This window comes from Paenibacillus oryzisoli (assembly GCF_050467285.1).
GTDB classification, from domain to species: domain Bacteria; phylum Bacillota; class Bacilli; order Paenibacillales; family NBRC-103111; genus Paenibacillus_E; species Paenibacillus_E oryzisoli_A.
In genome coordinates this window covers 714691-736747 of the sequence record NZ_JBCMUN010000001.1, presented here as the reverse complement: position 1 = coordinate 736747, position 22057 = coordinate 714691, and the positions used below count along the sequence as shown (strand labels likewise).

The 22057-nt window shown below is 53.1% G+C and carries 20 protein-coding genes and 1 other annotated feature; of the genes, 7 read left to right on the top strand and 13 right to left on the bottom strand.

The features are described 5' to 3' along the window. Positions 1-106 precede the first annotated feature (106 nt). From ABE504_RS02945 to ABE504_RS02935, 3 genes are all read left to right on the top strand, one after another. Positions 107-475 (top strand): phage holin family protein, encoded by a 369-nt coding sequence (locus ABE504_RS02945; protein ID WP_126142182.1) that lies wholly within the window; start codon positions 107-109, stop codon positions 473-475. 165 nt (positions 476-640) lie between these two features. Continuing rightward, positions 641-1018 (top strand): cupredoxin domain-containing protein, encoded by a 378-nt coding sequence (locus tag ABE504_RS02940; protein WP_430084235.1) that lies wholly within the window; start codon positions 641-643, stop codon positions 1016-1018. An 88-nt stretch (positions 1019-1106) separates the two neighbouring features. After that, positions 1107-1778: a DUF559 domain-containing protein gene (locus ABE504_RS02935; RefSeq protein WP_430084232.1), complete on the top strand. Its 672-nt coding sequence runs from the start codon at positions 1107-1109 to the stop codon at positions 1776-1778. 268 nt (positions 1779-2046) lie between these two features. Here ABE504_RS02935 and ABE504_RS02930 read toward each other — a convergent pair whose 3' ends face one another. From ABE504_RS02930 to pheS, 4 genes are all read right to left on the bottom strand, one after another. Beyond that, positions 2047-2607: a CvpA family protein gene (locus ABE504_RS02930; RefSeq protein WP_430084229.1), complete on the bottom strand. Its 561-nt coding sequence runs from the start codon at positions 2605-2607 to the stop codon at positions 2047-2049. A gap of 6 nt (positions 2608-2613) precedes the next feature. Then, positions 2614-5307, bottom strand: coding sequence for a cell division protein ZapA (gene zapA, locus ABE504_RS02925; protein WP_430084226.1), 2694 nt, complete (start codon positions 5305-5307; stop codon positions 2614-2616). 93 nt (positions 5308-5400) lie between these two features. Continuing rightward, entirely contained in the window at positions 5401-7863 is a 2463-nt protein-coding gene (gene pheT / locus ABE504_RS02920) for a phenylalanine--tRNA ligase subunit beta (RefSeq protein WP_430084224.1), read from the bottom strand. Between the two features lie 27 nt (positions 7864-7890). Further along, the gene (pheS, locus tag ABE504_RS02915; RefSeq protein ID WP_430084221.1) at positions 7891-8925 is read right to left on the bottom strand and encodes a phenylalanine--tRNA ligase subunit alpha; all 1035 of its coding nucleotides are present in this window, start codon (positions 8923-8925) and stop codon (positions 7891-7893) included. A 69-nt stretch (positions 8926-8994) separates the two neighbouring features. Continuing rightward, positions 8995-9247 (bottom strand) — a binding site (T-box leader). A 200-nt stretch (positions 9248-9447) separates the two neighbouring features. On the opposite strand from pheS, the gene ABE504_RS02910 reads away from it, so the two are divergent. Beyond that, positions 9448-9876, top strand: a complete 429-nt coding sequence (locus ABE504_RS02910; RefSeq protein WP_430084218.1) for a MarR family winged helix-turn-helix transcriptional regulator — start codon at positions 9448-9450, stop codon at positions 9874-9876. Between the two features lie 20 nt (positions 9877-9896). Further along, the gene (locus ABE504_RS02905) at positions 9897-11552 is read left to right on the top strand and encodes an MDR family MFS transporter (RefSeq protein ID WP_430084215.1); all 1656 of its coding nucleotides are present in this window, start codon (positions 9897-9899) and stop codon (positions 11550-11552) included. 47 nt (positions 11553-11599) lie between these two features. On the opposite strand, the gene lepB is transcribed toward ABE504_RS02905, so the two are convergent. After that, positions 11600-12151, bottom strand: a complete 552-nt coding sequence (gene lepB / locus ABE504_RS02900) for a signal peptidase I (protein ID WP_430084212.1) — start codon at positions 12149-12151, stop codon at positions 11600-11602. A 112-nt stretch (positions 12152-12263) separates the two neighbouring features. Here lepB and ABE504_RS02895 point away from each other — a divergent pair, with 112 nt between their 5' ends. After that, positions 12264-13184 carry an aldo/keto reductase gene (locus tag ABE504_RS02895; RefSeq protein WP_430084210.1) on the top strand — a complete coding sequence of 307 codons (921 nt, stop codon included), beginning with the start codon at positions 12264-12266 and terminating at the stop codon, positions 13182-13184. Between the two features lie 21 nt (positions 13185-13205). Continuing rightward, a complete protein-coding gene (gene glsA, locus ABE504_RS02890) occupies positions 13206-14159 on the top strand; it encodes a glutaminase A (protein ID WP_430084207.1) in 954 nt (317 codons plus the stop codon). Positions 14160-14230: 71 nt separating this feature from the next. On the opposite strand, the gene ABE504_RS02885 is transcribed toward glsA, so the two are convergent. The 8 genes from ABE504_RS02885 to ABE504_RS02850 form a co-directional block, all read right to left on the bottom strand. Beyond that, on the bottom strand, positions 14231-14971 hold the full coding sequence (locus tag ABE504_RS02885; protein WP_430084204.1) for an AAA family ATPase: 741 nt from the start codon (positions 14969-14971) through the stop codon (positions 14231-14233). A 78-nt stretch (positions 14972-15049) separates the two neighbouring features. Then, positions 15050-16720 carry a copper resistance CopC/CopD family protein gene (locus ABE504_RS02880; protein ID WP_430084201.1) on the bottom strand — a complete coding sequence of 557 codons (1671 nt, stop codon included), beginning with the start codon at positions 16718-16720 and terminating at the stop codon, positions 15050-15052. Next, positions 16713-17120, bottom strand: a complete 408-nt coding sequence (locus ABE504_RS02875) for a DUF2203 domain-containing protein (protein WP_430084198.1) — start codon at positions 17118-17120, stop codon at positions 16713-16715. Before ABE504_RS02875 ends, ABE504_RS02880 begins: the two co-directional genes overlap by 8 nt. Positions 17121-17192: 72 nt before the next feature. Next, positions 17193-17657, bottom strand: a complete 465-nt coding sequence (gene nikR, locus ABE504_RS02870; RefSeq protein ID WP_430084196.1) for a nickel-responsive transcriptional regulator NikR — start codon at positions 17655-17657, stop codon at positions 17193-17195. A gap of 126 nt (positions 17658-17783) precedes the next feature. Continuing rightward, on the bottom strand, positions 17784-19460 hold the full coding sequence (locus ABE504_RS02865; protein ID WP_430084193.1) for a diguanylate cyclase: 1677 nt from the start codon (positions 19458-19460) through the stop codon (positions 17784-17786). 155 nt (positions 19461-19615) lie between these two features. Beyond that, positions 19616-19990, bottom strand: a complete 375-nt coding sequence (locus tag ABE504_RS02860) for a response regulator (protein ID WP_430084190.1) — start codon at positions 19988-19990, stop codon at positions 19616-19618. 102 nt (positions 19991-20092) lie between these two features. Then, the gene (locus ABE504_RS02855; protein ID WP_430084188.1) at positions 20093-20467 is read right to left on the bottom strand and encodes a gamma-glutamylcyclotransferase family protein; all 375 of its coding nucleotides are present in this window, start codon (positions 20465-20467) and stop codon (positions 20093-20095) included. A 108-nt stretch (positions 20468-20575) separates the two neighbouring features. Continuing rightward, positions 20576-20863 (bottom strand): CD3324 family protein, encoded by a 288-nt coding sequence (locus ABE504_RS02850; RefSeq protein WP_126144708.1) that lies wholly within the window; start codon positions 20861-20863, stop codon positions 20576-20578. Between the last annotated feature and the right edge of the window lie 1194 nt (positions 20864-22057).

Here is a 22057-nt window from a genome sequence, read left to right as displayed (position 1 = left end):
GGAGACATTGATTATATGGAAGAATCTCCCGCGATAAACGGTGGCCAGTTGGGTAGACTAAGCTGTGAATCTACATCAAGTGCCATTATGAAAAGGAGGTTCACACATGCATCTTCTTGGACATCTGGTCAGATTTATCGTTTCAGCTTTAGTTCTTATGTTTGTCAGTTGGTTGGTTCCTGGGTTTAGCGTCGGCGGGTTCTGGAGCGCCTTCTTCCTCGCACTGGTGATTGCCATTGCGGCCTGGATTATCGAGGGCATCTTCGGTAAGCAAATCACCCCGTTTGGCAGAGGCATCGTCGGATTCTTGGTTAGCGCGCTAGTGATCTGGGCCGCACAATTTGTCGTCACAAATGTATCGACGAGCATAATCGGTGCCATACTAGCTGCATTAGTCATTGGTATCATCGACTTGTTCATTCCGGTCAAAACCCCTTTCGAACAAGGGCTGACAGGAAGAGAAGATCGTCGTTAATACGGAAACCTGCTTTGCCGTATAAAAAGGTCGGCCTGCTGCGAGTATACATCGCCGGGTCGATCTTTTCTCTTTTGACACGTTTGTTTCACGAGTTTGTCACTGCTTTTTGAAAGCAGGTCGTGTAGAATAAAGGGGAAATCCAAATTGTGGAGGGGTTCCCTTATGAAAAAAGCATTGGTTCTACTCATGGGCATTGCGCTCGCTATCGCCCTTGCAGCATGTGGAAATAAAGAGGACAAGTCTGCGGCAACTCCAGCGGCGGGGGCGCAAGCGTCCGGTCAGCAGGTTGTGCTGAAAGCGACGAATTTTAAGTACGATCAAACTGAGTATCATGTCAAAAAAGGCGAGCCAGTGACGATTACACTCGATAATACGCAGGGTGTTCACGGTGCGTCGATTAAGGATTTTAAAATCAACCTCGATAATGGCAACAAAACTGCAACATTCACGCCAGATAAAACAGGCTCGTTCCCGATCACATGCTCAATCATGTGCGGTGTAGGGCATGCAGATATGAAAACTGTTCTAGTTGTTGAATAAGTTGTATAGGGTCGTGAAGCACACAGACCGCTCTCTCCTTTGGAGATGGGCGGTCTTTTTTATTAATTTGAGATGGAGGGGTGATTAATTGAAGTTTGATGTTACGTATGAAACGTTTATGGAAGTGCAGGCCAGGTCGCGGTCGGGAGAGGCACTGCGACGGCTGTTGGAAGGACATCGACATGCGGAGAAGCTTTTCCTCGAGGAAGTTTGGTGGCCCGCTGTTGGCCGATTCGATGATCTGCATGCCGAGTATGAAATTTCGGATTTTAAAGACGGCGTCCGCTATTTGGATTTTGCTTATGTTCGCGGAAATTATCGCGTCTGTATTGAAATTGACGGATATGGAGCCCACCATAGGGAACTGAATCGTTGGCAGTTCGCAGACCAATTGACACGGCAAAACCATCTTGTTCTGGATGGGTGGAAAGTGCTGCGTTTTGCCTATGACGACATTCGGGAGAAGCCGCGGCGGTGTCAGCAGTTGATCCTGCAGATGCTGGGCAGTTGGTTTGGGGAGGGTCAGGCGATGATGACGCTGTCTCTGGAGCAGAAGGAGATTCTTCGGATTGCCAGCCAATCGAGCGGACCGCTGCAGCCAGCAGAAGTCATCAAGCGGCTTCAGGTCAGCCGGAACTATGCCGGCAAGCTTCTACGCTCGCTGGTTCAATTGGGGCTGCTGCAGCCTGCTTCTGGTAGCCGGCGTATACGGTCATACAAGTTGACGGGGAAGTACGTAGGGCGAGACGGAGCGGTCTAGCGCGGCCGGTGGATTCATAAGCACTCGCGGAGTGCTTATTTTGAGGAATTCGCGGCTTTGTGGCCGAATAAGACCACAGGAAGTGCTTATTGTGGCGATATGACCTTGTCGCGAGCCATTTTAGATGAAATAAGCACTCGGGAGGTGCTTATTCGCCTCAAAATGATGAATCATACATAAATAAGCACTCGCTGTGGTCTTATATTTCCCCGGTGCCATCGAGCGCACGAAAAAGACGCCCTCTCCACACGCTGCGGTGGATCAAGCGTCATTGAGAGGTTAGGCCGGTTTGCTTCCATAGATCGTGGAGCTTGCCGGCCACCTGCGGCAGTTCGTTAATAAAATAAGGCGCGATGGATGACTCCGCCATCAATTGCTGCACGCCGTCCGAGGGGAGGATCGTCATGACGTTAACGGCGATGGTGACGATCAGCAGCGCCTCAGCGAGGCCGAGCAGCGCACCGCTCCAGCGGTTCAGCATGTTAATGCCGGGCGTCTTTGCCAGCATATTGAGCGCCCGGCCGATGACGACCAAAGCGATCTTCACACCGAAGAAGAGAACAGCAAAGGCTAATGCGTTAAAGAAGTACGTGTCCAGATTTAATCCTTTGACGATGAACTCGTATTGCTCGTAGTTTTGATAGGTCGGTGTTGCGATAGCGTTTCGCAGGATTGGCGCCGTATCTTTGTAAAAGTAGAACGCCACCAAGTAGGCGAGTACAAAACCGGCAATGGACACGATCTGGGCAACGAATCCGCGAAAATAGCCCAGCAGGAGTCCGATTACAAGAATCGCAAGCAGCGCGTAATCCAGAGTATGCAAGCTCACAAGCGGTTACCGAATCGGACTGTCGGCTTCTACAAGCTCAATCCATTCATTATACTCCGATTGAAGCTTCCGATACTCCTCTTGCAGTTTCCGATAATCTTCCTTGATCGCCAATAGTTCCTGCTGATGCTCATCGCCAGCGCCGGTCTGCTGTACCAACGTTTCCATCTCTTTGCGAACTTGGTTGAGCAACTGCTGCTTCTCTTCCTTGAATTGCGCTTCGCGCGCGCTTCGCTCCGCATTAATTTGAGCGATTAACCCGTCAAGCTGGGCCTGATACTGCTCAATGACCGTTCGTCTCTGCGCTTCCAATTGCTGAATAATATTCGATTGCTGCTGTTGGTATTGAAGGATAATGTTTGCTTTCTCGTCTTCAAAACGACGGAAATTGCTCGCTGTTTCCTCCTGCATCATTTCATTCAACACGGTCACTTCCTCATCGAGGCGGGCCGCGGCAGCTTCAAGTTCAGCATTGTGCTGTTCGGAAAGAGCAGCCAACTTCATCTCATATACTTCTTGCGCTTCGGCAAGTGCCAATTCGTATGCCTCCTGCGCCGCTGCAAGCTCAGCTGCCAGCTTCACTTCGTATGCCTCACGCGCTTCTGCAAGCGCCGCTTCTTGCTCCTCCTGCGCGGCTGCTAGTTCAGCAGCTAGCTTTGCCTCGTACGCCTCTCGCGCTTCCGCAAGCGCCGCTTCTTGCTCCTCCTGCGCAGCTGCCAGTTCCGCCTGCAAGGACGCCCGAACCTCCGTAAGCTCGGCCTGGTGCACTTCCAGTGCGACCGCTGCTTCCGCAAAAAGCTCATCTTCACGCAGCGCCAGCTCGGCCTGATGCCGCGCGTGGAGGGCTTCAAGTGAGATCTGATGATCGCTCGTGATTTTGTCGATAACCGCTTGATAGTTTTTCTGCAGCGTTGTCCGTTCAGTCAGGTACGTGTCGCTTAAGGCAGCCAACTGACCTTGATGCATTTCACGCAAAGATGCCAATTCCTCCTCATGCGCGGTCTGGAGTGCAGCAATTTCTTCATGATGCATATGTTTCAGGGTACCAATTTCTTCTTGGCTGTTAATCTTCAAAGCGGCAATCTCATCCTGGTGGCTTTGCGTCAGCGTTTCTATTTCTTCTTGATGGCTCTCTGTCAGTGCCGCAATTTCATCCTGATAGTGCGTTTGCAGAGCGGCAAGCTCCGCTTGATGGTTCACTTGATGATCTTCAAATTCAATTTGACGCTCATGCGTATATTCAGCCAACTCGGCTTGATGCGCTTCCTGTAAAGCGGCAAGTTTCTCTTCGTACTGCTCCGCAAGCAGCCTCTCCTGCTCAGCATGCTGAGCACGCAGCTTGGACAGTTCGTCTTGAAGCAGAGCGGCTGATTCTTCTTTTTCCTGCTGATGCAGTTGAATCAGTTCTTCCCGCTCCAACTGCGCCAAGGTTTGCAGCTCTTCACTTTGCAGCAGATGACTCTCGGCAAGCGCCTTGATCTCCAGCTTATGCTGCTCGTTCAGCTTTTGCAGGCCCTGCGCTCGCTGTTCGAGCGCCTGCTCGTACTGCTGCGTGCTCTCGGCATGCTGCTTACGCTCTTGCTCTAGCGTCAGCTTCGCTTGTTGATGCTGCTTACGCTCTTGCTCCAGCGTCAGCTTCGCTTGCTGATGCTGCTTGCTCTCTTGCTCCAGTGTCAGCTTCGCTTGCTGATGCTGCTTGCTCTCTTGCTCCAACGTCAGCTTCACTTGCTGATGCTGCTTACGCTCCTGCTCGAGCGTCAGCTTCACTTGCTGATGCTGCTTGCATTCCTGCTCCAGCGCTTGTTTCGCCTGCTCCAGCTGTTTCTGAAGCTGATCTTGCCCCTGCTTGACTTGGGCGAGCTGCTGACCAGCCTGCGTCAGCTGTTGACTCGTGCTTTGCAGCTTCAGGTCAAGTCCTTGACCTTGCTGCATGACGCCCTGCAGCTGCTCTTCAAGACCTTGACTATGCTGCTGCGCTTCCAGCAGCTGCTTCTCAAGACCCTGCCCCTGCTGCTGAGCTTCCTGCAGCTGCTTCTCCAAGCTCTGCGCCTGCTGCCTTGCGCTTTGCAACTGCTGCTCCAAACTTTGGCTGCGCTGCTTGGCATTCTGCAGCTGCTGCTCAAAGCCCTGCCCTTGCTTGCTCGCGGTCTGCAGCTTCTGCTCCAGGCTTTGCCCTTGCTGCTTCGCGCTCTGCAGCTGCTGCTCCAAGCTCTGTCCATGCTGCTTCGCACTTTGCAGTTGCTTCGCCATTTCATCGAACTGCGTTTTCAGCTTTGTCTGCTCCTGCACAACCTGCTGCATCCGTTGCTGCAACGCCTGCTCATTTTCCTGCGCTTGCTGAAGCTTGCCAGTCTGCTCGTCCACAAGCGCTTGCTTCTTCTCCTGCTCCTGTTGCAGCTCGCGATACTGCTCGGAGAGCTTCTCATATTCGGCTTTCCGTGCTTCCTGCTCCTTCTGGATTTTGCTGAGTTGGTCCAGGACTTCGTTCATTTTAAAACATTCGTCGGCCATATTGACCGCCGCCAGCACAGCAATACGCTGCGCGTCCAGGCGAGGATAGCTTTTGGCGATCGTGAACATCTGCTCGTCCACGAAGGCGGCCACATTTTTCATGTAGTTGGTGCTGGTGCTGGCTTTGAGTTTGTATTGGTGCCCATATATGTCAACGGTAATTTTCGTTTTATCGTCTTCGATCGTCACAGTGATTTCCTCCCTTAAAATAAAAGGCTGATCTTAACGAAAGAAATTCGCTAAGACCAGCCTGTTCTCCTGCACCACACAAGGAAAGTTGCACTATTTTCTTAATTCCGCCCCAAATTGCTGTTCAAGAGCGGCGACGACTTTGGCATGAAGCTCTGTAACCTCTTCATCCTGCAAAGTTCGCTCCGCGTGACGGTACACGAGGGCGATAGCAACGCTCTTCCGACCGGCGCCGAGACGCTCGCCCGTGTAGATGTCGAACACTTGAATGGACTCAAGGAGTTCGCCTGCAACCTCAGAAATCGCCTTCTCCATGGAGCCTACCGGAACACCGGCGTCCACCACAACCGCGATGTCGCGACCGACCGAAGGATAGCGCGGCAACAGCTTGTAGACAATCGCATCTCCCGCCGCTTCAAGAATCGGCGTCAGCTCAACTTCGAGCACATACGTGTCGTCTAGATCACGCTGTTGCTGCACAGTCGGGTGCAATTGCCCGATGCGGCCGATGACGCCGACGCCCGGCAGGGAAAGCTCGGCAGTACGCCCCGGATGGAAGCCTTCCGGCGCAGCCGATGTATATGTCAGACCTTGAACGCCCAGATACTGAACCAAGCGGTCAAAAATCCCTTTCAGGTCGTAGAAATCGACCGCCTCGGATTTGGACGCCCAGTGAGCGCCGCGGCGTTTGCCAGTCAGCACGATGGAGAGCAGCAGCTTCTCCTGCGGCAGCCTTGTCAAAGCAGCTTCATCCGTGACAAAAGCTTTGCCGATCTCAAAAATCGCCACATCATCCATCGAACGGTTACGGTTATAGCTGACAACTTCCAGCAAGTGCGGCACCAGGCTCGTTCTCAGCTGGCTGCGCTCCTCGCTCATCGGCATCGCCAGACCAATCGGTTTCGCCTCAGGATACAAACCTGGAATTGCCGCAGCATCGCCTTCCACTTGCCCATTGGCGCGCGGATGCGTGAACGCGTACGTGATGACTTCATGCAGACCGCTTTGCGTCAGCACATTACGCGTAATGCGGCGGATCGCTTGTTCTTTTGTCAAAGAGCCTGGTGTCGTCACGCCGGTCATCAGCGTTGTCGGGATGTTGTCGTAGCCGAACAAACGAGCTACTTCTTCGATCAAGTCCACGTCGCGCGTAATATCGCCGCGGCGGCTCGGCACATGCACAAGCAGCTTGTCGCTACCTGCCGATTCAAATGTGAAATGGAGACGTTTCAGGATCGCTTCAATATCGGTCACAGACAACGCTGTGCCGAGATAGCCGTTCACACGATCTACCGCCAGCTCAATGCTGACCGGCTTGGTGGACCCGCTCACAGCTTCCACGATGCCGTCTGCGACTTGGCCGGACGCGTACTGCGCGATCAAAGCAGCGGCACGGTTCAAGGCCGGAATGACAGATTCCGGGTTCACTTCTTTTTCGAAGCGAAGGCTCGCTTCTGAGCGAAGGCCCAGCTGGCGCGACGTGTGGCGCACGGAGCTGCCGGCGAATTTGGCCGACTCCAGCAGAATGCGAGTTGTACCGTCCGTCACTTCGGAATTGGCGCCGCCCATGACGCCAGCGATTGCAACAGGCTTCGTGCCGTCGGTGACGAGAAGCATGTGCGGTTCCAATGTACGCTCGACGTCGTCGAGTGTGGTCAGCTTTTCGCCGGCCTTCGCGAGACGCACGTCGATGTGGCCGTTATGCAGTTGATCCGCGTCAAACGCGTGCAGCGGCTGACCATATTCGAGCATCACGAAATTGGTGATGTCGACAATGTTGTTGATGGGGCGCACGCCTGCGGCCATCAGACGGTTTTGCATCCAGAGCGGCGAGGTGCCGACGCGCACGCCTTCGATCAGGCGAGCGGCGTAGTGCGAGCACTGTTCAGTCGCCGTGATCGCAACGGAGATGCGATCAGCAGCTTTTACGCCGGCCTTGGACGCTTGCAGCGCGGACTCCGCATCCGGCAGCTTCACGTCGCGGCCGAGGATAGCTGCAATCTCGTAAGCCGCGCCGAGCATGCTGAGACAGTCCGAACGGTTCGGCGTCAAGTCAAGTTCGAGCACTTTATCGTTAATGGCAAGCACATCCAGAATGGACGCGCCAACCGCTGTATCTTCCGGAAGCACCAGAATGCCTTCCTGAATTTCTTTTGGCAGCAGCTTGTCGTTCAGACCAAGCTCTTTTGCGGAGCAGATCATTCCCTGCGATTCCACGCCGCGCAGTTTCGCGCGCTTGATGTTCAGGCCGCCCGGCAGCACGGCGCCCACGACCGCTACGGGCACCTTTTGCCCGGCATCAATATTTTTAGCCCCGCACACGATTTGCAGATCTTCACCTGTCCCCACATCGACCAAACATACGCTCAATTTGTCCGCGTCCGGATGCTTGTCGCGCTTCTTCACAAAGCCAACGACCACGTTCGAAACCCCTTGATTACGATCCTCGACGATGTCGACTTCGATCCCGCTGCGGGTTAATTTTTCAGCTAATTCTTCGGCTGTGAAGCCGGTCACGTCCACATATTCGGATAACCATTGATAAGAAACGTTCATGCCTAACCCCTCCTTCTCCTAAATAGCCTACACATGTAAAAACTGCTTCAAGAAACGCAGATCGTTCGTATAGAAGTGACGAATATCTTCAATGCCGTATTTCAGCATCGCAATCCGCTCCACACCCATGCCAAAAGCAAACCCTGTATACTCCTTGGGATCGTAGCCGCCCATCTCGAGCACACGCGGATGCACCATCCCTGCGCCGAGAATTTCAAGCCAGCCTGTTTGCTTGCACGTACGGCAGCCGGAGCCTTTACACATTGCGCAGCTGACATCGACCTCAACGCTCGGCTCCGTGAACGGGAAGAAGCTTGGACGCAGACGGATGCGCGTCTCTGGGCCGTACATCTCCTGCACGAATTGCAGCAGGGTGCCTTTCAGGTCGCTCATGCGCACATTGCGGTCGATGACAAGACCTTCAATTTGCGTGAACATGTGGGAGTGGGTCGCATCGTCGTCATCGCGGCGGAACACTTTGCCTGGGCAAATGATTTTGATCGGCACATCGCCTTTACGCTTTTCCATCGTGCGAACTTGCACGGGAGACGTCTGAGTACGCATCAATATTTCTTCTGTAATATAGAAAGAATCCTGCATGTCCCGCGCCGGGTGATCTTTCGGCAGGTTCAGCGCTTCAAAGTTGTAGTAATCCTGCTCGACTTCAGGTCCCTCAGCAACGGTATAGCCCATGCCAATGAAAATATCTTCAATCTCTTGGATGACCTTGCTGAGCGGATGCACAGCCCCTTGTTGTGACGGGCGGCCAGGCAGTGTAACGTCGATCATTTCCGCGCGCAGGCGGTTTTCGGTTTCCTGCTTGGTGTAGGCCGCTTGCTTCTCTTCGATCACCGCTTCAATCGCCGCGCGAACGTCGTTAGCCACTTGGCCGATGATCGGTCTCTCTTCAGCGCTCAGTGCACCCATGCCGCGAAGCACTTCGGTTAACGGGCCTTTTTTGCCCAAATATTTGACTCTCAGCTCATTCAGTTCCTGCTGACTCCCTACTGCGCTTAGCTCTTGCAGCGCTTCTTGCTTTAACGCTTCTAACCGCTCTTTCATTGGATACCCCTCCTGATTATCGTCTTACGGTTGCCTTGGAACAACGCAAAAAAGGCTTCCCGCTCCCTCACAAGGGACGAAAAGCCGTGGTACCACCCTAATTAGATCGTCTATGTGGACATGCCGAATAAACGAATCTCACTTCATTTCAGATAACGGACGATAGCCCGGTTCCTCCTACTAAATGCTCTTTCAAAGCTTTCGTTCAAAGGACTGCTCAGGAGCGAACTTCAGCAGCCTGATTCTCGGAGAAAGCTCTCAATCTCTGGCTTTCCCTCCCTGTCAAGAAGCACTGCATACTCTTCTCCGTCAAAGCATTTCAACGTATATGTACCAGTTATTATATGCAAGATAAGGGCGATATGCAAGTATGCCTGTCATTCCCTCTTAAAATTCTATTGACGGCAGCAGCCAAACGGATTATATTTTATTTAAACAATTTAACTATTATTCAATTTAATAATTTCATTGTTTAATATCTTAAAAATTCAAACAATTTAACTGATAAGGAGGTGCATTCACTTGGAAGACGATTTAATTTCCTACACCAATCGCTTCCGTACCGCCTATGAGATCGCCCATCGCAAAATTCATCAAGCGGTTTTTGCCGAGCTTGAAACGGAGCTTACGCCTCCGCAGCTATTCCTACTAGCGATGATTCATAAACAAGGCACCCCCAAACAGAGCCATTTAGCTGAACTTATGGGCGTTAAGCCAAGCGCGATAACGGTCATGATCGACCGTCTGGTGCAAAGCGGTCATGTCGCGCGTCTTCAACACGAGACAGACCGTCGCATCGTGTTGGTCGAAGTGTCGGAGAAAGGCAAGCGCATGTTTGACCAGGCTTCCCAAGTTACCCGTAATGTGATGGAGCGCGGACTCAAGCAGCTTTCCAAGGATGAACTTCATACGATGGTTTCCGCTTTTGAGAAATTTACTGCAACCTATTAAGTCAGAGGAGAGGATACTTCATGGAATCAGTACCGCACACAGACTCGGATACGAATGCCGAGAACAACACGGCCCATTTTAAAAATAAAGGGCTGCTTATTACAGGACTTATTATCGCTATGCTGTTCGGCGCACTGGACGGCACCATTGTCGGCACTGCCATGCCGCGGATCGTCGGTGAATTCGGCGGGCTCGGTCTTATGGCTTGGCTGACCACAGCGTACATGCTGACATCAACCGTTGTCGTTCCAATCGCCGGTAAACTGGCGGACTTGATTGGCCGCCGCGTCATTTATGTAACAGGACTTATTATTTTTATCGTCGCTTCAGCGCTGTGTGGCATGTCGCAGAATATGACAGAGTTGATCTTGTTCCGCGGTCTTCAAGGCCTTGGCGGCGGGATTATGATGCCGATGGCGATGATTATTATCGGGGACATTTTTACAGGTAAACAGCGTGCCAAATGGCAGGGCGTTTTCGGGGCCATCTTCGGACTTTCGTCCGTCATCGGCCCGCAAATCGGCGGCTGGATCGTCGACGCGTGGAACTGGCGCTGGGTGTTCTATATCAACTTGCCAGTCGGTATTCTTGCCGTTATTCTCATTGCATTCGCACTTCCTAAGCACAAAGCGACAGGCAAAGTTACGTTCGACGTTCCGGGTATCGTGACGATGATCGTCGGTGTTGTCTCCCTGCTTCTTGCTTTGACATTCGGTGGAAAAGACTACCCTTGGAGCTCGTGGCAAATTATCGGCTTGTTCGTACTTGCGGCGGTCTCCTTAATCGCCTTCGTTCGTATCGAGAGCCGCGCCAAAGAACCGATTCTTCCTGTTCGCCTGTTTAAAAATAAAATCTTCACGACTCTCAATGGCGTTGGCTTCCTGATGTCGGTCGGCATGTTTGGTGCTATCATGTTCGTACCGCTGTTCATGCAAGGCATCGTCGGTATCTCCGCCTCGGCCTCCGGCACGGTGATGACACCGCTGATGGTCACGATGATTATCGCCAGCATTGTCTCCGGCCAACTCGTCTACAAGCTGGGCGTTCGCAATCAGATGCTGATCGGGATGCTAGTCATGGCCGTTGGGTTCTACATGCTGAGCTCCATGGGCATTGATACAACGAAGCTGATGGCTTCAAGCTACATGATCATTCTCGGTCTGGGTATGGGCCTTGTGATGCCGATTCTGACGCTTGCGCTGCAAGAGAGCTTCCCGAAATCAGAGCTTGGCGTCGTCACGTCGTCCTCCCAGTTCTTCCGGCAAATCGGCGGTACGTTCGGGATGACCATTCTCGGCGCGATTATGAACCACAAGTCGACAGTGCTCCTTGAGCATGATCTCGAACCTGTCGTGAAACAACTGCCCGCGGAATCGAGCCAACTGGCGAGTCAGATGACGGACTTGATTCACACGAATCCGCAAGGCCTGTATTCCTCGCTGCTTAACCCGGAAAAACTGGCGGAAATGCCGAAGGAATTCGTGGAACACATGGTGCCTATGATCAAAAACGCACTCGTCACCTCGCTGCAAAACGTTTTCCAGATCGGTCTGGTGTTCGTCATCCTGGGTGCCGTACTTGCGCTCTTCATCGGCAATATGAAAATTACCGAACGCAAGTCACGCAAGAAAGGCGATAAACCGGATGACGGCGATCTCGCGGCAGGCATGGCTTAATAATAAAAAGCTCCTTCCTCTTCACAAGAGGACAGGAGCTTTTTGCCTTATTCAATCGTTCCCAGATGATTGAGCGGGAAGAGCCGGAATACGGCCTTGCCGATGATGTCTTTCTCCGGTACGAACGGCGTTGGCCACAAGTGGGCATCATAACTGTCGTTGCGGTTATCGCCGAGGAAAAAGTAATTGCCCGCAGGCACGGCAACTGGACCGAAGGTGTATGTCATTTTATCTTTCACATAAGGTTCCTCGACAGCTTGGCCGTTACGGTACAAAGTGCCGTTCTTAATTTCAATTGTATCGCCGGGCAGACCGATCAGCCGTTTCACATAGCGGTCTTTGTTGCCTTCGAGCGGCGGCCAGAAGACGACAATGTCGCCAAATTCAAAATCGGTGAGCGGCTTCATTTTTTCCACGATAATCTCGTCTTTCAGCTGAATTGTCGGCAGCATGGACCCCGATGGTACGGTCATGGCCTGCGCCACGTACGTATTGATGACCAACGCAAGGAGGATTGCAAACGCGATGGTGGGCACCCATTCCTTGGCGAATTTCCAGATGGAGGTCGATTTCAAGCGGATCAGCTCCCTAATCTTCATAATCTCTTAACGCTTCTACCACCTTACCCTATTTCCTCCCCGTCTGTATTAATATAAAATAAATTGTTGTTGTATAATGAGTGGAGACACACAAAAAAGGAGCGTGTACACATTGAAATTTCGCAGACTTGGCAAAACCGATCTTAAAGTTTCCGTCGTCGGCGTCGGCACCTGGCAATTCGGCGGCGAGTGGGGATTGAACTACACGCAAGATGAAGTTGACCGCATCCTCGACCAAGCGGCAGAGCTTGGCATTAACTTGATCGATACGGCGGAATGCTACGGCGATCATCTGTCGGAGTCATTCATCGGCAGCTACCTTAGCCGCCGCGACCGCTCCAAATGGGTCGTCGCCACGAAATTCGGCCATCATTTCCACGATTTATTTACGCGTACGGACGATTACAGCGCACAATCCGTCGTTCAGCAGTTGGATGCGTCCTTGAAAGCTTTACATACGGACTACATCGATCTCTACCAGTTCCATTCGGGACCGGACTCGCTGTTCGATAATGACGAACTCTGGACGACCCTTGATAAACTGACCCAAGCGGGCAAAATCCGCCATCTCGGCACCTCGATCGGCAGCAATGCCAACATCCATCAGACGGCGGCTTCCACCAAAGTCGGCTCCAAGGCGATTCAGGTCGTGTACAACCGTCTGGACAGAGCGCCGGAGGAGCAAGTATTCCCGTCCTGCGTGGAACAGGATCTCGGCGTTCTTGCGCGCGTACCGCTTGCCAGCGGCTACCTGAGCGGCAAATATAAGCCGGGCGCTGTTTTCGCCGGCAACGACGTCCGCCATCGCCACGATGCGGAAGCTGTGAGAAAGAAGCTCGAAGAGGTGGAACGCATTCAGCGGGAAGAAGTGCCGCAAGGCATGGATATGGCCAAATGGGCGCTCGCCTGGTGCCTCAAGCACGATGCTGTCACGACGGTCATTCCGGGCTGCAAAAACCCTGAGCAGGTCATCGCGAACGCCGCGGCGACGGAGCTTATTTCGGACGTGCATCCGCAAGCTTGGAAAAATTAATGCAGAGAAGGATGACTCCTCATGGGACACCAGCAGCACCCTGATACTTGGCAGCAGCTTCAAGCGCATCTTGGCGAGTGGGTCATCCAAAGCAAGGCGCAAGCGCCAGAAGGCCACGTCGCCACCTACATTCCCGAATTGGCGAACGCGTCTGAGGACTCGCTTGGCATCTGCATCATGGACGGCTCCGGCGCCACGGTGATAGCCGGGGAGACAGACTGTCTGTTCACCCTGCAAAGCATTTCCAAGGTGTTCACGCTGATGCTGGCCTTGATCGATCACGGCGAAGCCATCGTGTTCTCCAAGGTTGGCATGGAGCCAACCGGGGACGATTTCAACTCCATGCTGAAGCTGGAGCTGGTGGAGCCTGGGATCCCGTTCAACCCGCTGATTAACGCGGGGGCTATCGCGATCTCCTCCCTGATCGGCGGGGATACGCCGGAGAAGCAGATTGAGCGGGCCTTGGCCTTTTTCCAAGATATTGCGGACAATCCGAGCCTTGCGATCAATCAGGCGGTGTTCAAATCCGAGTCGGATACGGCGCACCGCAATCGGTCTTTGGCTTACTTCCTCAAGGATAACGGGGTGCTGGACGGCAAGGTGGACGACATTCTGCGTGTCTATTTCAGTCACTGCTCGATTGAGGTATCCTGCGAGGATCTTGCCCGGATGGCGCTGGTGCTCGCTTTCGACGGCGTCGATCCTATCCGGAATAAGCGGCTGATCCCGCGGCGCTATGTGCAGATTGCCAAGACGTTCATGATTACATGCGGCATGTACAATGCCTCTGGCGAGTTTGCCATGAACGTCGGTCTGCCGGCCAAGAGCGGCGTCTCCGGCGGCATCTTGACGATCGTGCCGGGCCGTTACGGCATCGGCGTCGTCGGGCCTGCGCTGAATCGCAAAGGGAACAGCACCGCGGGTGTACATCTGCTGGAGACACTCTCCCAGGAATTCGATTGGAGCTTGTTCTAGGGTTCGAACAGAATTAATAAAGCGGCAACACCGACATGATGTCATGTACGGTTTGCCGCTTTTTTGCATGTCTATTCCTCGTCCCGAAACAAATCCGCCAAAAATTTATCCGTCCGGTTCAAAAATGATTTCGTGATCTGGTAATGCTCCGTCTCCTCGTAGGAGATGCGTTCAACCGCAGAGGAATCGAAGCTGTAAATATGCGCGCCGGGAAAGCCCAGCAGAATCGGTGAATGGGTCGCGATAATGAACTGCGACTTGCCGCCATTCACCAGGTCGTGCATGATTCGCAGAAAAGCCAGCTGTCTGGCCGGCGACAGGGCGGCCTCGGGCTCGTCGAGCAGATAAATGCCTTTACCGCCGCCAAACCGATTAATAAATAGCGATAAAAACGACTCGCCATGCGATTGCTGATGCAGCGATTTGCCCCCGTAAGCTTGGTACCTGAACGTCGGGTCTTCTCTCGCCAGCTGGTCGAGATGCGAGGCAAAGTGGTAAAAGCTCTCCGCCCGCAGGAAAAATCCCTGCGTCACCCGCGGCAGCCAGGACAGGCGGATGAAATTTCCCAGCGCCGACTGAGACGCATCGACGTCATACACATTATTTCGGCCGCCCCCGCCGAGGTTGAAGCCGCACTGATCGGCGATCGCCTCAAGCAGCGTCGATTTGCCCGATCCATTTTCCCCAACGAAAAAGGTAACCGGATGCTTGAAATCGAGCCGCTCGAAGCCGCGAATGGCCGGGATAGTGAAGGGATGCGACTGACGGTCCGTCACTTTTTCTTGCAGCAGCGTCATACTTCGCAGAAACATTCAATCCACACTCCTTGAACAGCAGATTGACGAATACAAATACGCACAAGACCGGAGCGGCCTTGTGCGCTTCTTTTTCTAATACACGATGAAATCCCTCGTATACACGGTCTCATTATCGTCCGAGTCCATGACGCGCATCTCCACTTGCCAATTGCCGCGGAACGGCAGGAACGCGCCTTGTCCTTTATAATCGTACTTGGCCAAGTCTGTGCCGTAACCGTCCACCTGAAGCTGAACACTGTCGACGTACGGCTCAAGCGGAACGGAGATCGGAGAAATCGTCTCGTCGTCCTGATTGTGAAGAATCATGAGCACCTGCTTCGGTTTGCCCAAGTTTTTGGGCAGCCACACGGAGGCTTCAAACGTATTCGTTCCCGGTACCTTCGGAGAAATATCGACGGATACGTGCACCTTTTCGCCCATTTGATGCCAGGTAAACGGTTGGTTGGACGGAATCGGCGCCATGTACGTGATCAGTCCGACTAACGCCACAATGACGACCATCAGCGACAGATCCAGCTTCACCCAGATGTGCGTTTGCTGAATGCCGCCCTTGCGCAGGAACAGGCGAATGACGAATCCGACCACAGCGACAAGCACGACAACACCGACTTTTACAAGCAGCAGCTTACCCCACGTCGTATACAGCAAATAGTGCAAATTCGGCAGGAACAGCAGCACGGAAAGCACGCCGCTCACCGTCAGCACGACAATCGAAATGAACGCCATCCGCGAGAAGCTGCGCATATAATCGCCGAGCTTATCGTCTTTCTTCCGCCACAGAACGAAGAGCAGCACAAGTCCCCCCGCCCAGCAAGCCGAAGCCGCCAGATGAACGAAATCAAGCCCGATCGTCAGCCATTTGGGTGAAAAGGAAGCTGCGTGTCCGCTGAAGCTTTTGGCCGCGAGCAGCGCAATCGCCCACACGACGTCCAGCCACAATCTCCGGCCGACCAGCAGAAAACCGGCGAGCGACAGCGCAAGCAGCAGCACCCACGAAATGCCGATCGTCGTCGCGCTGATCAGCTGCCACAGCTCTTCCACACCGCCACCGCCCAGCAAATCTTCAATGTGGGTAAAAATCAGCAGCAGGAGCGCCACCAAATGCCCCCGCTGCAAATTCAGCGTCCAAGCGGACAGCGTTCCATTCGCCAGTAAGCCCTTCGCAGCTGGCATGCGCAGCCACAACATCCAACCGGTCAACACGAGCAGCGTCAGAAACCACAGCCCGCGCGAAGCATACTGCAGCAAGCCCTTGGTCGTCAGCGGTCCCGAGCCGTGATCGTGATTGTGCAGCGCCGGGGATGAAGACAACTCGTCCGACTCCGGCGGGTTCCCGACCGTGAACGGATAGCTGCCCCCGACCGGGTGTCCATCCGCCGAAATGATGTGGTAACTGATCAGATAGACGCCGTCCTCCAGTTTGGGCAACCCGATCGCGATGCCGTTGCCTTGCTCGTTCATGTGCGCTTTGTTCGACGTAATTTCTTTACCGTTGTTGTCGTACACCTTGATGTAATAAAGTCCGCTGTCCAGCTCTTCATTAAACGTAATCTTAATCTCAGGCGGCGACTGAGACAACCTGGCGCCAGACACCGGCACGGATTCCACTAACGATGCGTGCGCAGATACGGATTGCGGAGCCACCGTGCCTAGGCTTACAGCCAGGAGCATGATCAGCAGCCCCAGCATCGCGAGCGAAAGCGATCGCCGACATCCCTTAACTCTCATAATCCCCTTATTCATCGGCTAACGGCCTCCGTCCGGCAAATCCATCGTGCAGGCCGTGGTAGAAACGAATCCGATCCTCGCCCTGTCGCCAGCACAGCAGCACTTCCTCGCCATCCAGCATCGCCGGAAAATCGACAAGCCCCGTATCAATGTCCTTGAGTTCAATTCCTGTTCCTTGAAAATGTTCAATAAGTCCACGCGCTTCAATCTGTAAAAACTCCAGCGCCGCTTCCTCCACGAAAAACGGATCTTTTTCCGTTTGCTGCCGTTCTGCGGCCTCATTCTTGAGTCGGCGCAGTTCCATATATTTGTGCTCGAATTCGCGCTTAATCGCTTGCATCTTCGTTAGTTGCTGATCAACAAACGGGAGCAAGCTATTCGCTTCCTCGAGCGTAAACCATTTTTTAGCAGACATTGTGCACCTCCCCCGCTTATTGTAGCAAACCTGCCGATGAACTTCGAGTTTTGCCGCAGTCCTTTCATCTGCCTAATGATGCTCTCCGTTCGCATGCCCATGCCCGTGATCGTGGCCGTGCTCGTCCACATGCGTCACAGAAAGCTCCGCGTAAGTGACCCCTTTGAGCACCTGAATGCGCTGCTGCAAATCCCGCAGCTTCGCCACTTCCCCGCGCACGACGAGAATCTCCAGACACTGCGCATGATTGAGATGAATATGCATCGTAGAAATAATAGCATGATGATAGTCGTGCTGGAGCTCCGTCAGCGTAATCGGCAGATCCGTGCTGTGATGATCGTAGACCATCACAATCGTGCCGGCGACCGTCTCGTCCGGCTTCATTGTACTGGAGGTGAGCAGCGCCTTGCGCGCCAAATCACGAATCGCCTCCGAGCGATTATCGTAGCCCTGCTCCGCAATCATGCTGTCGAACTGCTCAATCAGCGACTGAGGCATCGAGATCCCGAAGCGCACCAAATTTTCTTTTTCCGACAATGAAAACGACTCCTTTATGTACCCTGGTTGCGAATACTTCCATTATGACGAAAACGGGGACGGGGTTCAAGGTGGCTGCAGCTCAACGCCAAAAAGAGGCCAGCTCACGCCTGCCCCTTCCCGCATTTACCCGATATTCATAAGCCGCTTCACACGTATCTCCAGCTCCACCAGCGAGAACGGCTTCGTCATGTAATCGTCCGCACCCAAATGCAAGCCTCGCGCGATGTCATCCTCTTTCTTTTTGCCCGAAAGCATCAACACTTTCAAATCGGCCTGAACGTCGCCGGCTTCCCGCTTAATTCTTTCCAACAAGGAAAAGCCGTCCAAGTTGGGCAGAACGCCATCCAGAATGCACGCATCAAACGATTGCTGTGTCAAAAGCGCCCACGCTTCTTCGCCGTCCGAGATCTGCGTAATCGCAATCGGCAAGTGCTCAAGCTGCGACGTCAAAATCGCGCGAAGAATCGGATCGTCATCGACGATCAGCAGCTTCTTCTTCTGAAGCTGTGCCTGCGCATGGGAGACCAGCTTCGTAAACTGCTCGTTCTCCCCTGCCGGCGCTGAACGCCGAACCTGATTTTTGCCGCCCTGCTTCGCTTGGTACATCGCATCGTCGGCTTTCGTAATCCACTCGTTGACAAGCAGACCCACCTGATACTCCGCTACGCCGGCCGAGAATGTAATGTGAAACTGTTGGCCGTCGTATTGCGCAATCGTCCGCTCACGGACCTTCTCCAAAATCTGCTGCATAATGCCGACCGCCTGGTCTGCCGTCGTATTCGGCAGCACGATCACAAATTCTTCCCCGCCGAATCTGGCCAGCAGATCGGTAGACCGAAGATTGACTTGAAGCACATGTGCCAGCCCTTGCAGGACGAGATCGCCGACATGATGCCCGTAGGTGTCGTTGACGTTTTTGAACGAGTCAATATCGATGAAAACAAGCGAAATCGGCGCCGGATACCGCTCAATGCGCTGCAGCTCCAAACCAATCTGCAGCTCAAAATAACGGCGGTTGAACACACCGGTGAGCGGATCGCGGAACGCCAGCTGCTCGAAGTTTTTGGTCCGTTTGAGCAGCGCGTAAATGCGCACGGCCAGTTCCTCGTACTGGAACGGTTTCGTCACGTAATCGTCCGCGCCCAAATGGAAGCAGCGCACCTTGTCGCTGAGGTCATCCCGTCCGGACAGCACGATAAGCGGCAGCCATTTGAGCGTTGGATCTTCTCGCAAAAAATCAAACAACTCATAGCCGGACTCGGGATGCATCAGAAGATCGAGCGTCACCAGGTCGTACGTGTGCTCGCGCAGCAGTCTTTTAGCCGTAACGACGTCACCCGCTTCATGCACGAGACAATCGTCAAGCTGCAGCCTCCGGGTCAAATAAGTGCGCAGCGAATCATCATCGTCTACGAGCAGAATCCGGCCTTTCATCGTCCGAAGCAGCGAACTGCCGCCCTGCTCCTTCTGCTCATCCATGCTTAGCTCCGTCAAGCCGATCTCCTGCTCCATCTCCAATTCGCGAAAAAGCTCTTTGCTGCGCAGCAGACTCTCGTCAAGCGGATATAGCGTGCGCAGCAGCACTTCCTGCGATTCTTCGAAAGATTGCGTCCATTCCCAGGTGCGAACCAGCTTTTCCGCGAGTCGACCGATCCGGGTATAGCCGAAAATCGGTGCGCTCCCTTTTAACGTATGCACAATCCGATAGACGCGAAGCAGCCCCTCCTGCGCAGGCTCCCCGTCCTGAAGCATGAGCATAAGCGTGCGCAGCTCAACCAGCTGTTTTTCAAATTCGCCCAAGAAAACCTTCTTGCCTTGTCTTAAAATGCGAGCCCCCCGTTCATCAGCACTTTCGGAGCTCCTGAGTGTCTGATGTTGCGTATCGTTCATACCCCACAATCACCCTTTTTAACTCAAAAGTATCGTTGCTCTATCGCGCAGCCCGGCCAGCTCCGCTATTTCTGCAGCAAGTGTTCAACCGTGTCCAGCAGCTGCAAGGGACTAAACGGCTTTACAATATAGGTCGTAACACCGGCGGCTTTCGCTTTTTCTTTGTCTTTTTCCAGCGCTTTGGCCGTCAACAGAATAACAGGAAGGTCCCGATTCCCGTTATCGCTCTGCCTAAGCCAGGTGCACACTTCCACGCCGGTCCGTTCCGGCATCATATAATCGAGAATCACCAAATCAAACTCGTGCGTGCTGAGCAGATCAATTGCCACTTGACCATCCTCCGCTTCCGAAATGACATATCCTTCGTCCGATAGCGTTTCGGTTAGCAGAAACCGCAGCGCGACTTCGTCATCTGCCAGTAAAATTTTATAAGACATCAAAGCGCTCCTCTATGCAGTCTTCTTTTACCAATTATAGCATCATCCTAAAGCCCAAGATAGAACACTGTCGAAAAATAGCCAAAAAGATAATATTATGTCGAATTACTTTTTTCGATAAGCCCTCCAGGAAGTTCCGTCAATGGGCGGCAAGTCTTCCGGCGGCCCTGGCCAGTGGTACACCCAACCTTCCCGCTCCCCGGAAATGTCCCGCACCCAGCTGCGTTCGTACTCGTTGTCAGGATGCCCCGGACCGAAATACCACTCAAGTTCATCCATTGCCTGAAGACCTTCCTCCGTCACATCGAGCCATTCCCCCTCAACGATCCCTTCTTCCACGAGCAGCAGCGCCGGATAGTCGCCGACATCATATAAACGGCCGTGAACCGCGCCAGGTTGCACGTGCTGAACATAGGGTTTCGCAACAAAGTGGTTGTTTTCGCCCGTAAGCAGCGTGCCGTAGACAAACACAGAAACCAAAACCGCTCCCTCCTCTTATGGCGCTAGCGTTGCTTTCCCCTTTTTTCGACATCCCCTTTGCCAATTCCTACTTAAAAAAAGAAAAGCAGCACCACGAGGGGGCTGCCGCTATACTTGATTCGCTGTTAATTCGCGAGTTTTCACAATAATTTTCCGAATGCTGTCCTCCGAGAGGTGGAACGTCTTGATCAGCTCCATCACCGTAGAACCGGTTTGATACATGCGGTAAATCTCCCGATTTCTCCGCTCAATGATAATGCGAGTCCCGTTGTTTTCTCCCCAGCCAGCGCGCTTCTGCTCTTTCTTAGGGATATACACGATTTCGCCTTGGATATATTCTTGCAATTGTTTTAACAGGCTCGGGGGAAGAACGTCTTTCCCGTTCTTGTAACTCATGGATGAAAACCTCCTCAAATTGTCGAAAAGCCAAAGTCCTTTTTGACTGATTTGCAGAGTGTCCTGAGCGCCCCGTAACCTCCTACCATTCTCATAAAATGGAATAAAAAAAACACGACCATAATCGTGCCTGTCGGTTGTATATTCAGTTATACAAATTCAGGTGAACGGTTATTCCACGAATGATATTCAGTTAGGAGACGCGTACCTCTGCGGTTGCCGCTACAATCATCGCTACTGTGGTTGTCATTGTGTTCATTTGATAACACTCCTTTCACCTAATTTAGGAAATTTGTTGTTCATGTACATTATATGTAAAAAGCAAGATGCTGTCTACTCGTGGTCAAAAAAACTTCTTGGCTCTGTGGGAAGAGAAATTCGTCATGATGCGGGAGGCCTTCGCCTTAGTAGACCAATCCCCTATGATGACAGATGACTTCTTAATTGTCATGATGCGGGAGGCCTTGCGGCCCCCCGACTTTAACAACGGGGTTTCTGCATTACGCAGAAACCACCTCTGCATTTGTTGTAATCACCTCGATCACTCCTTTCCGAAGGATTTGAGCCGGCCGGCTACATTCCTATTAACTCATATTCAGGGATGAGCCTCAAGTGAAAGAATGGTTATAGGGATTCTTTCCCTGGGAGGGGAGTGTCAGCGGCAAGAATGAGCGGCGGGCAAAATAAGATAACAGCTGTATCTTATTTTGCCGATTAAACCGAGGTGAACGGAGATAAGTTAGGTGAACGAACTTATTTGCTGCCCATGTGCCCGAAACACGATGAAAACCAGCAAATAAGATAAGACGGTTATCTTATTAGGGGAAATCAAGGGCAATCCGCGGAAATAAGGTATTCGGGATAACTTATCTCGAAAGACCGCCATTCAAATGAGGAAGATGACCTCTGCCACCTTAGCCGGATAGCCTTTGGGGGGCGGGCAGTTTTAAAAAAACTGGCGGCGGCATGCTTGGGCATGCGTGGGTTCAAGAGCCGATCGGAGTCGCGCTGTCGGTATGGTGACTTCAAGGTCGAGCGGCGGCAATGCTTGGGCATGCGCGGGCTTAAGAGCCGATCAGACTCGCGCTGTTGGTAAGGCGACTTCAAGGTCGAGCGGCGGCTTGCCTGGGCATGCGCGGGTTCAAGAGCTGACCGGACTCGCGCTGTTGGCAAGGCGACTTCAAGGACGAGCGG

Excerpts from the sequence above, each read along its gene's own strand:
- pheT (WP_430084224.1), bottom strand. The coding sequence starts at position 7,863 with ATGAACGTTTCTTATCAATGGTTATCCGAATATGTGGACGTGACCGGC.
- ABE504_RS02940 (WP_430084235.1), top strand. The coding sequence starts at position 641 with ATGAAAAAAGCATTGGTTCTACTCATGGGCATTGCGCTCGCTATCGCC.
- ABE504_RS02880 (WP_430084201.1), bottom strand. The coding sequence starts at position 16,720 with ATGAATAAGGGGATTATGAGAGTTAAGGGATGTCGGCGATCGCTTTCG.
- ABE504_RS02875 (WP_430084198.1), bottom strand. The coding sequence starts at position 17,120 with ATGTCTGCTAAAAAATGGTTTACGCTCGAGGAAGCGAATAGCTTGCTC.
- ABE504_RS02905 (WP_430084215.1), top strand. The coding sequence starts at position 9,897 with ATGGAATCAGTACCGCACACAGACTCGGATACGAATGCCGAGAACAAC.
- ABE504_RS02885 (WP_430084204.1), bottom strand. The coding sequence starts at position 14,971 with ATGTTTCTGCGAAGTATGACGCTGCTGCAAGAAAAAGTGACGGACCGT.
- glsA (WP_430084207.1), top strand. The coding sequence starts at position 13,206 with ATGGGACACCAGCAGCACCCTGATACTTGGCAGCAGCTTCAAGCGCAT.
- ABE504_RS02850 (WP_126144708.1), bottom strand. The coding sequence starts at position 20,863 with ATGAGTTACAAGAACGGGAAAGACGTTCTTCCCCCGAGCCTGTTAAAA.
- lepB (WP_430084212.1), bottom strand. The coding sequence starts at position 12,151 with ATGAAGATTAGGGAGCTGATCCGCTTGAAATCGACCTCCATCTGGAAA.
- pheS (WP_430084221.1), bottom strand. The coding sequence starts at position 8,925 with ATGAAAGAGCGGTTAGAAGCGTTAAAGCAAGAAGCGCTGCAAGAGCTA.
- ABE504_RS02945 (WP_126142182.1), top strand. The coding sequence starts at position 107 with ATGCATCTTCTTGGACATCTGGTCAGATTTATCGTTTCAGCTTTAGTT.